The sequence below is a fragment of the Paraburkholderia sp. J7 genome (assembly GCF_905220155.1).
In the GTDB taxonomy this organism is placed as follows: domain Bacteria; phylum Pseudomonadota; class Gammaproteobacteria; order Burkholderiales; family Burkholderiaceae; genus Paraburkholderia.
In genome coordinates this window covers 99357-111697 of sequence record NZ_CAJMYZ010000005.1, presented here as the reverse complement: position 1 = coordinate 111697, position 12341 = coordinate 99357, and the positions used below count along the sequence as shown (strand labels likewise).

Annotated in this window: 12 protein-coding genes; 3 read left to right on the top strand and 9 right to left on the bottom strand. The window is 67.3% G+C overall.

What is annotated here, in order from left to right:
• Positions 1–4 precede the first annotated feature (4 nt).
• Together U5A58_RS09925 and bluB are read left to right on the top strand one after the other, a co-directional pair.
• A complete protein-coding gene (locus U5A58_RS09925) occupies positions 5–1315 on the top strand; it encodes a cobyrinate a,c-diamide synthase (protein WP_321961310.1) in 1311 nt (436 codons plus the stop codon).
• Positions 1299–2003, top strand: a complete 705-nt coding sequence (gene bluB, locus U5A58_RS09920) for a 5,6-dimethylbenzimidazole synthase (protein ID WP_321961309.1) — start codon at positions 1299–1301, stop codon at positions 2001–2003. The genes U5A58_RS09925 and bluB overlap by 17 nt, the downstream gene beginning before the upstream one ends.
• A gap of 7 nt (positions 2004–2010) precedes the next feature.
• Here bluB and U5A58_RS09915 read toward each other — a convergent pair whose 3' ends face one another.
• The 8 genes from U5A58_RS09915 to ribA form a co-directional block, all read right to left on the bottom strand.
• Positions 2011–2391, bottom strand: a complete 381-nt coding sequence (locus U5A58_RS09915) for a VOC family protein (RefSeq protein ID WP_321935766.1) — start codon at positions 2389–2391, stop codon at positions 2011–2013.
• Positions 2392–2490: 99 nt separating this feature from the next.
• The gene (locus U5A58_RS09910; RefSeq protein WP_321961308.1) at positions 2491–3105 is read right to left on the bottom strand and encodes a DUF4136 domain-containing protein; all 615 of its coding nucleotides are present in this window, start codon (positions 3103–3105) and stop codon (positions 2491–2493) included.
• Between the two features lie 54 nt (positions 3106–3159).
• Complete coding sequence (locus tag U5A58_RS09905; protein ID WP_321961307.1) at positions 3160–5571, bottom strand: CHASE2 domain-containing protein; 2412 nt, start codon at positions 5569–5571, stop codon at positions 3160–3162.
• Between the two features lie 11 nt (positions 5572–5582).
• Positions 5583–7001 carry a FecR domain-containing protein gene (locus tag U5A58_RS09900; protein WP_321961306.1) on the bottom strand — a complete coding sequence of 473 codons (1419 nt, stop codon included), beginning with the start codon at positions 6999–7001 and terminating at the stop codon, positions 5583–5585.
• Between the two features lie 14 nt (positions 7002–7015).
• Positions 7016–7714, bottom strand: coding sequence for a response regulator transcription factor (locus tag U5A58_RS09895; RefSeq protein WP_201698742.1), 699 nt, complete (start codon positions 7712–7714; stop codon positions 7016–7018).
• A 253-nt stretch (positions 7715–7967) separates the two neighbouring features.
• Complete coding sequence (locus tag U5A58_RS09890; protein ID WP_415774200.1) at positions 7968–8375, bottom strand: hypothetical protein; 408 nt, start codon at positions 8373–8375, stop codon at positions 7968–7970.
• 754 nt (positions 8376–9129) lie between these two features.
• Positions 9130–9960: an SH3 domain-containing protein gene (locus tag U5A58_RS09885; RefSeq protein WP_321961304.1), complete on the bottom strand. Its 831-nt coding sequence runs from the start codon at positions 9958–9960 to the stop codon at positions 9130–9132.
• Positions 9961–10025: 65 nt separating this feature from the next.
• Complete coding sequence (gene ribA / locus U5A58_RS09880; RefSeq protein WP_321910476.1) at positions 10026–10673, bottom strand: GTP cyclohydrolase II; 648 nt, start codon at positions 10671–10673, stop codon at positions 10026–10028.
• A gap of 308 nt (positions 10674–10981) precedes the next feature.
• Between ribA and U5A58_RS09875 the strand changes: the two genes are divergently transcribed.
• Entirely contained in the window at positions 10982–11425 is a 444-nt protein-coding gene (locus U5A58_RS09875) for a CBS domain-containing protein (RefSeq protein WP_321961303.1), read from the top strand.
• 409 nt (positions 11426–11834) lie between these two features.
• Here U5A58_RS09875 and U5A58_RS09870 read toward each other — a convergent pair whose 3' ends face one another.
• Positions 11835–12176: a DUF4148 domain-containing protein gene (locus tag U5A58_RS09870; RefSeq protein WP_321935771.1), complete on the bottom strand. Its 342-nt coding sequence runs from the start codon at positions 12174–12176 to the stop codon at positions 11835–11837.
• Positions 12177–12341: the final 165 nt, after the last annotated feature.

Genomic DNA, 12341 nt, shown 5'->3' with positions numbered 1-12341 from the left:
GCGCATGAGCGCAACGCTTGCCTGCCCCGCGCTGTTCATCAGCGCGCCCGCTTCGGGCCAGGGCAAAACCACGCTTACGGCGGGCCTCGCGCGCCTGCACCGCCGTGCGGGCCGGCGCGTACGCGTGTTCAAGACCGGGCCGGATTTTCTCGACCCCTCGATTCTCGCGCGCGCGAGCGGCGCACCCGTGCTCTCGCTCGACCTGTGGATGGTGGGCGAACAGGCGTGCCGCGCCCTGCTCGCGCAGGCCGCGCGCGAAGCCGACCTGATCCTCATCGAAGGCGTCATGGGTCTGTTCGACGGCACGCCGAGCAGCGCCGATCTCGCCACCACGTTCGGCGTGCCGGTGGCCGCCGTCGTGAGCGCGAAGTCGATGGCGCAGACGTTCGGCGCGATTGCGTTCGGGCTCGCGCGTTTTCGGCCCGAGGTGCCGTTTCATGGCGTGCTGGCAAACCGCGTGGGCTCGCCGCGCCACGCACAGATGCTGCAGGAGGCCTTGCCCGCCGACGTGCGCTGGCTGGGGCACGTAACGAGCGAAGCCATGATGACGCTGCCCGATCGCCATCTCGGCCTGCATCAGGCCGCGGAGATCGACGACCTCGACGCGCGCATCGAGCGCGCCGCCGACGCGCTCGCGCAAACCGCGCTCGCTGAATTGCCGCCTCCGGTGGAATTCGCAGATTCTTCGCACGACGAAACAATTCCTTGCCTGCTAGAAGGCCGCCATATCGCCGTTGCGCGCGACGCCGCATTCTCGTTTCTCTATCCCGCGAACATTGCGTTGCTCGAAACGCTCGGCGCAAGCGTAAGCTACTTTTCGCCGCTCGCGAACGAGCCCGCGCCCGTCAACGCCGATGCGATTTTTCTACCCGGCGGCTATCCCGAACTGCATACATCGGCGCTCGCGCGCAATACGCTAAGCGCGAATTCGCTGCGTGCGCATGTATCTGCGGGCAAGCCGCTCGTCGCCGAATGTGGCGGCATGCTTTATCTGCTCGATGCACTCACCGACGTAGAAGGCACGCGCACGCCGATGCTCGGCCTGCTGCCCGGCGAGGCGGTCATGCAAAAACGCTTCGCGGCGCTCGGTATGCAGCAGATCGATGGCGCACATGGCGCGCTGCGCGGCCACACGTTTCACTATTCGCGCATCGCCACGCCGCTTGCGCCCACGCTCACGGCACGCCACGCACAAACTGGCGGGCCCGGCGAGGCGCTTTATCGGCATGGTTCGATCGCGGCCACCTATATGCACGCTTACTGGCCCTCCAACCCGGCTTTCGCGGCCGCACTCTTCCATGGCACAGCCCTTTGACGAAGCCGAGCGCGCGGCGGTCTACCGTGCGATTTACGAGCGCCGCGACATGCGGCACTTCGCGCCGGGCCCCGTCGATCCCGCGACATTGGCACGCCTGCTCGACGCCGCGCATCACGCGCCGAGCGTGGGCTTCATGCAGCCGTGGCGCATCGTGCGCATTACAGACAACACGTTGCGCGAGCAACTTCACGAGGCGGTCGAGCGCGAACGCATTGCGACCGCCGACGCGCTGGGCAAGCGCCGCGACGAGTTCATGAAGCTCAAGGTCGAAGGCATGCGCGACTGCGCCGAGGTGCTCGTGGTCGCGCTGATGGACCGCCGCGAAGCGCACGTCTTCGGCCGGCGCACGCTGCCCGAGATGGACCTCGCCTCCGTGGCCTGCGCGATCCAGAACATGTGGCTCGCGGCGCGCGCCGAAGGGCTCGGTATGGGCTGGGTGTCGATCTTCGATGTCGACGAGGTGCGCGCCCTGCTCGCCATGCCGCCCGGCGCCAAGCCGGTGGCCATACTCTGCGTGGGTCAGGTCGACGCGTTCTACCCGCAGCCGATGCTCGAAATGGAAAAGTGGGCCGAACGCAAGCCGCTTGGCGAATGCGTGTTTGAAAACCACTGGCCGCACGACGAGGCCACCGGCGCGCCCGAAGCGCTACCCAAAGCAGCGCCGGACGCCACGCCCGGCGCCTGACACCTGCTCACGCTTCGCGCGCGTAGCAGACGGCCTCGACATTGTTGCCGTCTGGATCGATCAGGAATGCTGCGTAATAGTCGGGGCTGTAGTCTGCGCGAACGCCGGGTTCGCCATTATCTTTCGCGCCTGCGCGCAGGCCCGCTTCGTAGAAGCCAACGACCGCCGCGCGGCTCGCCGCCGCGAACGCCACATGCACGCCGCGTGGCGCAAGCGCGGCGTCGCCAGAGACGGCGTGCAACCAGAGCTTCGGCTCGCCTGGCTGGCCGAGTCCCGCATAGGTGTCATCGCGCATGCACACCACGACGCCTAACGGCGCGAGCAGCGCCTCATAAAAACGCACGCTGCGTGCGAGATCCTGCACGCGCAATCCAATGTGATCGAACATGAGCGACTCCCGTGATGTCTGCGCGCAACCGTTGCGCCAGATTCGGGAGTCAGCATAGCGCCTTCGTCGCCGGCGCGGCCTGGGGAAAGTTGCCCTGAACTACTTGTCGACTGGCGAAACGGAGAGCACTTCCGGCATGCCCGGCGTCTGATCCGTGCCGACGTTGGGCGGACTCTTCAGCTTGACGCGCCATTGCGGCGCGCCCGCATACGGCAGCCGAGCCAGCGCGCCCGCCACGAGGTACGGCACGGCTTCGCGTGCGTCGGCGTTGCGATCGTGCTTGACGGCGCTGACCTTGTAGACCTCGCCGCCATCGGGCAACGCGAAGAAACGCAGCGTCAGCGTATGCACGTAGGGCCGACCGAACCACGGCAACGACGGTCCCTCGGCTGGCACGCAGCCGGCACCGCAGTCGCCGTCGACGACTTTCACGTCGGCGGGACGCGTGGCCCAGGCCACCGAGACGAGAAAGCGCGCCGCATCGGGCGACCCCGCGCTGAAACCGCGCTGCGCGAGGCCATCGCTTAGCAAGGCCTGGTACGGAAGCATCTCGCCCGCGTCGGCCTGGGCGGGCGTGGGCGCGAAACGGTAGCTCGCGCCCTGGTTCGCCGCGGCGGGCAACGCGCCCGTGGCCGCGACGTCGGTCGTCACGCTCGCACATCCGGCAAGGGCGACGAGCATCGACGAGAGACAAATCGACAGCAAGGTCTTCACACAACACTCCATTGGGTTATTCATGCGCTTCCGGTCCGGCGCTTCCCGCCCGGCTCAACCCGGCGCGTCGAACGCGGGCAGTGACATCGTCAGAACGGTGCCCTCGCCCGGCTCGCTCTCCAGCTGGATATCGCCGCCGTGGCGCGTCACGACTGTCTTCACGAACGCCATGCCGAGCCCCGCGCCGCTCACCTCGGGCCGCTGCTCCGCGTGAAAGCGCTGGAACGGCTGAAAGAGCCTCGCCTGGTCTTCGTGCGCAATGCCGTAGCCCTGATCGCGAATCGAGCAGACCACCCGCGGCGGAATGTGGTCGTCCAGCCCGACCGTGCAGACGATACGCGTATCCACAGGACTGTACTTCACCGCGTTGTTCAGCACGTTCACGAGCGCGCGCGTCATGAGCGAGCGGTCGGCGTTGATCCAGCCCATCTGGTCGCCTTCGAACGCCGTGTCGATCTGGATGCGTTTCGCGCGCGCCTGCGGCCACACTTCATCGCTCGCGTCGATCACCAGCTCCGCGAGGCTCGTGGGCTCGAGCGCGTAGACCTGGGACTCGGCGCGGGCGAGCTGCACGAAGTCGTCGGCGAGCTTGAGCGAGCGGCGTGCGTAGCGCTCGATGCGCTCCATCACGCCGCGCACGGGCTCCGAGGCGAGCGTGCCGCGTTCGCGCTCCGTCTCGACGAGCGCGACGATCGAGGCCTGCGGCGAGCGCATGTCGTGCGACAGCAGGCGCAGCGCGTCCTCGCGCTGGCGTTCGGCGTCGTGCAGCGCTGTCACGTCGACAAGACCCGCAATCCAGCCCACCGCCTGGCCCTGTGCGTTCGTGCAGCGCGCGTAACGCAGCAGGTAGTCGCTGCCGTCGCGCGCGCGCACTTCCACGCCGCGCTCCATCAACTCCGCGAACTCGTCGCGCGCCGGGTCGAGCGGCGCGGGCCAGTGCGCGTGCGCGAACGCCATCGCGTCGGGCGCCGGGTCGATCGGCTTGACGAGCGAAAGGTCGCCGAACACGTCCTGCATCCAGCGCCCTTCCGCGGCGCTCACCTTCAGGCGGGCGAGATACGCGCGCGAAGCGTGATTCGCAATCAGCACGACGCCGCGCAGATCGGCGACGAGAATCGGCTCCGGCACGGAATCGAGGCTGTCCCACACGAAGCGGCGCATGTCCTGCAGCCGCTGCGCGGCCTGCGCCATGAGCGCCATCTGCTGGGCGAGCGCGTCGCCGGCGAACTCGCGGCGCTGCGTGGGCGCTTCGGGCAGCAGGTAGGGTTCGTCCGCAAGCTGGCGCAGTTCCTTGCGCAGGTAGGCCATCGTCATTTCGAGGCGGCGCCAGCTCCACACCGGATAGACGACAAGCAGCGCGACGATCGCGGGCACGGGCGGCAGCCACAGGCGCGCGACGTGCAACATACCCGCGCTCGCGCCGAGCGACACGGCGATCAGGAGCGCAAGCAGCAGCAGCGCGCGCAGCGGCGAGAGCACGAGGAAACCCGCCAGCAGCAGCGCGAGCGGCGCGAGCGAGGCGAGCACGACCATGATGGGCGGCGCGGGCTGGATGGCAGTGCCGTTGAGCAGCGTGTCGAGCACGATGGCGTGGACGTACACGCCGGGCAGCGGGCCGAGCGTACCTGAGAGCGGCGTGGCGAAGCGGTCGTAGAGCCCCGAGGCCGTCACGCCGACGATCGCCACGTGCCCGCGCAACTGCTCGGGGGGCACGCGGCCTTCGAGCACGTCGGCGAACGAGACCTTGTGGTAGGTCTGCGAATTCGCGCTGAACGGAATCAGGAAACGCGACTCGGTGCCGGGCGCCGCCGCGTGCAGCACGTCATCGCGCTGCGCGGCGGCGGGCGTGCCATGCGCAAGCTTCACGGCGCCGCTGCGCACCGCGCGCCAGACCGGCACCATCAGTTGCGGCCAGCGCTGCTGCGCGTCGCCTTCGAAGAGCGCGACACTGCGCACGATGCCGTCGCTATCGACTTCGAGGTTGATATGGCCCATGCCGGCGGCGGCCTGCGCGAGCGGCTTAACCGGCAGCACGGCGTCGCGGTGACCGGTGTCGTCGGCGGGCGTAAGAAGAATGGGAAGGAACGCCGGACGCGCGCGCAGCGCCTGCGCAAACTGCGCGTCGTCGTGCGATGGTTCGGTGAACAACACGTCGTAGACGACGGCCGCCGCGCCCGCCTTCGCGAGCTGATCGACGAGCCGCGCATGCGCCTCGCGCGGCCACGGCCAACGCCCGAGCGCGGTGACGCTCGCATTGTCGATCTCCACGAGCACGATGTCGGGCGACACCGGCAGCGAGCGCGCGGAGAGCAAGCGGTCATAAACCAGGTGGTCGGCGCCGCTCGTGAGCCGCCAGATCACGCAGAACACGACCACGGCCACACCCGCGCAGCCCACGCCGGCCCATTCGAACAGGAAGCGGCGCCCGACTGAGCGGCCAAGGCGCGCGGGCGGCCTCACGCTCATGCGCGCCTGCGTCACCAGTCGAGCCTGAACGACTGGACCGGACTCGCCTTCTGGTAGTAATGGCCGTTGTCGAACTGCTCGGCGATCACCGTCCAGTAGTAGACGCCCTTCGGCAGGTCGCGCACGACGGCCTCGCCCGCCGTGATGTCGGTGCGGTCGATGAGCGGCACACGCAGATCGGACGTCGTGCCGAGCACGAAGCGAAAGCGCGTGTTCTGCGCGTTGCGGTCGATGAACCAGCGGAACGCAAAGTCGCGCGAGCCTTCAATCGGGCCGGCGCTCGCGCCGAGCGCCACGCGGCGGCGCTCGAACGCATACGACGCCGGCATGCCTTCGAGACCGCGCGCGTCGACTGCGGAGATGCGCACGAAGTACGTGCCGTCTGCGAGGTCGGCGAATGACACGTGCGGGTCGGCGCTGCGCTTGTCGCGGATCATGTCGAGCAGGCCCGCGTCGCGGCCGATCTGCACGCGGTAGGCGCTCGCACCCGCTGCGGGCGCGATATCGAAGGCGACTTCGTCGTCGTCCTGCACTTTGGAAGGATGCAGCAGTTCAGGCGCGTCGAGCAGCGTGACGGGCGCGCCCGCTGGCTGGCCCGCCAGCGTGAGGCTGCCGTAGTGCGCGGCGACGAGCTGCTCGGAGGCGGCCAGCGGGGTACCCGGTGCCGGCGGCTGTACGTTGGCGCCGCGGCGGTTGTGGCCCGGCGAGCCGGCGTCCACGCCCACTGCGCCGTTCAGCACTTCGACCGCCGTCGCGCCGTTGTCGCCGTCATAGCTCACGCGAAACTGCGTGCCGCGCACGCCGGCCACCACGGAAGGCGAGCGGATCTGAAAGCGATCGTCCTTCTTCGTGGCATGCGTGACCTCGCTGCTCACTTCGCCGCGATGAAGATCGACGATGCGGTCGGTCGCGCCGGTGAGCACCGTTTGACGCAGCGTGGCCAGGTCGAGCGAGGTATCGGGCGGCAGCGCGATATGCGAGCCGTCGGCCAGTTCGAGCGTGGCGAAGCCGTTGTGGCCGGTCTGCACCCGATCGCCTTCAACGAGGCTCGCGCCAACCGTGAGCGGCAGGAGCGGGCCGGCGCGGAACGCATGCTGCACGGGACCGTTCGCGGCGATCACCTTTGCGCTGAGGCCGTCCTGGCGCAGCAGCGCGACCGGCACGCGCAGCGTCGTGCCGGGCTGCAGGCGGCGCGGCGCGCTCACATGATTGAGGCTCGCGAGCTTTTTCCAGTCGGCGGGATTGCGCAGGTAACGCGTGGCGATGTCATAGAGCGAGTCGCCGGGGCGCGTGACGTAGGTGGTTGTCTCGGGTGACTGCGCGGGCGACTGCGCTGGGGCACGCGGGGCGCTCTCGCGCGCCTCGGCGCCGCGGGGAATGGGAATCAGCGCAAGCGCGAAGGCAAAGAACGGAGCTGCGGAGGCGCGCACCGCACGCGCGCCCCTCACGCGTCGTCCCCCTCGATGCGCTCGAGCCGGTACCCGTAGCCGTAGATCGGCGTAAGGCGATAGCCGTTTTCGGGACGCAGGCCGAGCTTCGAGCGCAGCATGGAAACGTGCGTGTCCATCGTGCGCGAGGGAATGTCGTCGGACTGCTTCCAGATCACGTCGAGAATATGCGCGCGCGACAGCGGGCGGCTCAGATGCTGAAACAGCAGCAGCGCGAGATCGAACTCCTTCTGCGTGAGCGCGACGTTGCGCCCGCTTACCGACGCCTGGCGCGACTTGAGGTCGAACTCGTACTCGCCGAAGGTTTCCTTGAGCGCGGGCGCGTGCAGCTGATAGGCGCGGCGCAGCAGCGAATTGACCCGGGCGATCAGCACCGGCGCCGAGACGGGCTTGACGACGTAGTCGTCGGCGCCTGCGTTGAGCATTTGCGCGATGTCGACCTCGCGGCTGCGGCTCGTCATGAAGAGCACCGGCAGGCGCGTGGAGAGGCTCTGCCGCACCCAGTGCAGTACTTCGTCGCCCGCCATGTCGGGCACGTTCCAGTCGAGCACGAGCAGATCGAATGTCTGCCGCCGAAGCTGCCTGACGAGCTCGCTGCCCTTGGCAAACGCGTGGCAGGCGTGGCCCGCCGCGCTCAAGGCCTGGCAGACGAATTCTGTCTGCGCTGCATCGTCATCCAGTACTGCAATTCTCATAGCACCCCGCAACCAGGTTTGTTTTTCATCGTCTCAGGATGGACTGCCTGTCTGCCGCAGCGCGCTGCAGCCGCGACCCGCGTCTCGCGACGACGGCTGCGCGCACCGGCGCCAGGTCGCAACGCGCCCACTCTGGCGCTGGCAGCACGCGCAACCCGCCGTGCGCCAAAGCGCACTACTTTCGCCGCGTCTCGAAAAAAATGGGAGCGCGAGGCCACGCTCGTCTTCGGTGAACAGATCGCTCTCATGTTAATCACTCATGGTAGTCGAATTTGCCATCGTTCGAGCCGGGTTTGCCCGCCCCGCCTGCGGTTGACGGCGATCCCGCAAGCAGCGCCGTCAGATGGGAGCGTACGTGCTCCCATGCCGCGTGCGCATAGTCGGGTTGCACGGCCGCGCGTGACTGCGCCATGACAAACACGCGCAGCACCGTGGCCGAACACTGTGTCAGGCGCTCGGCCGCGACGAAACGCGAAAGACGCAACGCTTCGCTAAGCCACGGGAGTTCGGCCGCGCAGGAATCCGCGTAGGCCTCCATCGCGGCGCGCGCGTGGCGATCGCGCGCGAGGTCGAGCTCGACGCGGTCGAACTCGCGGCCACCGTCGGGGCTGTCTACGCGCGAGCCTGGTGGAAAACGCATACGGCCGGATCGGAAAAACATGGAGCCCCCGTGACGAGAAGCAGGCAGAGCAACAGAAGTGAAGCGGCCCGGCGTTTTTTCGCGGACGCAACAACGTCGAGCCGCTCGCAATGCGCGAAGCGGCAAAAGAACTCGTGTCGTTCAGAAGTGCGGAAAAAATGTGGCGACGGCCGCGTGCTAAACACTGCGTGGTCTCCGGAATCCGCCCCCGGAGTCGGACCGCCAGCGCAGTCATCGTCATGCGCAGCGCGAGCCCCGCTGCGAGCGTCACCGCCCGACGCTCTACAGCGGACCGCAGCCGCCTCCCTGCACGACGAGGCACGTGCCGCCATCGCCACGTCCACCTCAAAGCACTGGTTTTCCCAGCGTTATCCGGCGAACTCGGGTTCGCTCTGACTTCCTCTTACTGACCGCGTCGCCAAGTCCCGAGCGTGCCAGCCCCCGTAGCAGAAATTCGTTGCCAGCGGCGCGTGCGCGAAGCGCGCGTGACGCTGGTGTTGTGCGGCTGTGCTTGTGTTTGCCGCGACGACGTATTCTCGCCTGGGTGCTACGAATTTACTGTCAGGGATTGTTAAATCCTTCAGGACGACGATAAGGCGGTGTAAGAAAGGCGGTTGGCATGGCTTAGGGAGCATTGCCCCACCGTTTCTGAGCAGCGCCATCTGGTGTTCGTACACGTCGACTGCCTGGCATTCCTAAGTCATCGCCGGGAAACAGCAGCGGCGAGATCCCGCCATGAAGATCCCGCCGTTGCAGCGAAGACAATCGCTATGGATTAGTGCTCGGGTTGCCGTTCGTTGCCCCGTTCGCCGCCCTGGCTGGGACCATGGCCGCCCTGGCCACCCTGAGGCGGCGCAGGCGGCCGTCCCTGTTGAGGCGCGGGTGCCGGCGCACGCATGCCGCCTTGCTGCTGGGGCGGCTGCGGACGAGCGTAGCCCTGCTGCGCGGGCGCCCCAGCCGGCGGGCGGCCGCCGAACTGCTGCTGCTCGGGCGGATGCCCCGCCTCGTGCGGACGCATCGTGGGCTGTTCCATGTTGGCAGGTGGGCGGCCCGCGCCCGGCGGCGGCATGTTGCCCGGTGCGCGCGGCGCTTCCTGATTGGCGGGCGGACGGCCCGGTGCGCCATGCCACGCCTGTGCTACCGGCGGGCGGCCGCGTTCGGGGGGCGGCACGTGCTCCCATCGCTGCTGTTCGCCATACCACGGCCGGTCGCGATAGAAGCTGCCCCAGTAGGCGCCAAGCGAGAATGTCACGATCGGCAGGCCGATCGCCGCGCCGTAATTGGTGAGCGGCACGTAGCTGCCCTGGTACGGATAACTGAGATAACCACCGTAGACCCAGCCGCGCAGACCGGGCACCGTAACGTCACACCACGAATAATCGCCCACACAGCCCATCACGGTGACCGGCTGGCCAGGCGCCAGTTCGGCAACGACCGGATAGTCGCCGGAAGGCCCCGCATACAGATCCACGGGTTCGCTCGTGTAGGCCGCGGTTTGCGCGCTGGCGTCGGACGACGCAAGCACGAGACCGGTTACGAGGCACGCACTGGCGAGCGCAGACGCGAGCGCGCGCACGCGCGTCGTCTTGAGGCGCTTGAACATCATTTCTCCCTGTTCCAGCTCATTTGATTTGTCACTGCGCAATTCTCGTGCCCGCTGCTCGCAGCGGGTTATTCATTCTCTTCGAAGTAATGCCCGAACTTGACCTGCTTGGTGCGGATATACCGTTCGTTTTCCTCGCGCATCGGGATCGCGAGCGCCACGCGCTCGATCACGGGGAGGCCATGCTGTCTGAGCGTGTCGAACTTCTTCGGATTGTTGCTCATGAGCCGCACCGACGACACTTTCAGCATGCGCAGGATCGCCGCCGCCGAATCGTATTCGCGCGCGTCGTCGGGCAGGCCGAGATCGAGATTCGCCTCGACGGTGTCGCGGCCCTGCTGCTGCAACTGGTACGCGCGGATCTTGTTCGACAGACCGATGCCCCGGCCTTCGTGACCACGCAGGTAGAGCAGCACGCCGCGGCCTTCGGCCGCGATATAACGCAGCGCGAGGTCGAGCTGCTCGCCGCAGTCGCAGCGGTAGGAACCGAACACGTCGCCGGTCAGGCATTCGGAGTGGAGCCGCGTGAGCGTGGGCTCGCCGCTGCCCACGTCGCCCATGACGAGCGCGAGATGCTCGGCCCCGCCGTCCTTCACCCGGTAGACATAGGACTCGAACGTGCCGTAGCGGGTCGGCAGCGTGGCAGTCGCGTCTAGCACGACGCATTCGTTGGCGTTGTCGCCGTCCGCACAGGACGACTCAGGAAGCGTAGGCATGATCTGGAGCAAGAAACTGGCAAAAACCGGCACGGGGCCGGGTTGAAGTTCGGAACCGGAGTTTACCGCCATTTGCTCCACCCCGCCGCGCCGTGCTTGGGTGGCGGCTCCGGGGGCCACCCGGAAAGCGGCTCGACCGCGCCGCATGCCCCCGGCATAAATGGTGCGACCCCGCGCATACCCCGACGACGCGCGGCACGCCAGCAGCCTATACTGGAATGGCTTTCCAATGGCTTGACGGGCAAAACGCCCGGCCTGCCGCGCCGCGCAATGACTGGACAACCAGAAGGACGAAGAGGGGTCGCCCTATGACAAGCGTTGCACAGGTACTCAAATCGAAGCCGGAACAGGTGGTGTACACGATCGAAGCCTCCGATTCCGTCTATAACGCCATCCGCCTGATGGCCGACAAGCAGATCGGCGCGCTACTCGTGACCGACGGTCCAACGATCGCCGGCATCGTCACGGAGCGTGACTACGCGCGCAAAATCGTGCTGATGGACCGATCGTCGAAAACGACCGCCGTGCGCGACATCATGAGCGCGCACGTGCGCTTCGTCGAGCCGAACCAGACCACCTACGACTGCATGGCGCTCATGACCGAGCGGCGCATGCGCCACCTGCCCGTCATGGACGGCGGCAAGCTTGTGGGAATGGTGTCGATCGGCGACCTGGTGAAGGAAATCATCGCCGAGCAGAAGTTCACGATCGAGCAGCTCGAGCACTACATCACCGGTGGGTCGGGCGCCTGACGCCACGGTCCGGCCGTCTCCAAACCGCCAGATGTGAAAAAACGCCCAATCCCGACGGGGTTGGGCGAAGCCACCTTTCGGCGGCGGAGGTTCCACGTATGAAAAATCGCGCGAATGGTGTGCGCGGCGGCGGGCGGCGCAGGCGCAACGGTGTCCTGCTTCGCCGGTATCGGTTGGGAGCCTTGCTGGGTGGGGGCGCTGCCGGGTCATCTTGCGCGGGCGTCTGAGCCTGCTCGAAGCGCCCGGGCGCCGGCTTGCGCGGGAGCGGCCAACCTGTGGCCGCTCGATGTCGCCTCGCGCCGGTGTCTGAGCGACGGCCGTTTGCAGCTCGCGCTCTACCTGGGCTTTGGCGCGCTCTGACGGCGCGCCCTGCCCGGTTATGCGCTCAACTACCCGCGTGGTTGCCCACTTAGTTGCCGAAATACACCGATTGCGACGGGCGCATCGTAGCCGGCTGGCCCGATTGCGCCGAACCCGAGGTCGACGGGCCGTAGCCGCTCGTTTCGGCTACCGGCGCCTGCGCCACGCCTTCCTGCTGGTTCACGCGGGCTTCTGCGGCCTGGATGTCGGCCGGATACGTCGCATCGTTGGCGGTAGCCGGGTTATAGCCGGCCTTCTCGAGCTGGATCAATTCGGACTTCACTTCGGCGCGCGTGACCGGACCGTTGTTTTGCACCTGGGCAAACGAAAGGGCCGGAGCAGCCACGAGAGCGGCGACGAATGCAGCTTGAATCAGGGTACGGGACTTCATGGTCATGACCTCCATCACTTGTTTTATGCCGGCAGCGGTGTCTGGATGCACCGCCAAACCAGTGAATTCAGTTTATTGAGACGAGTGACCAGGGGAAACCCTTAATTTGAGAAAATACACTTTCAACCAAAGCAACAATGCCGCGCGCATGCGTTGTCCCGTGAG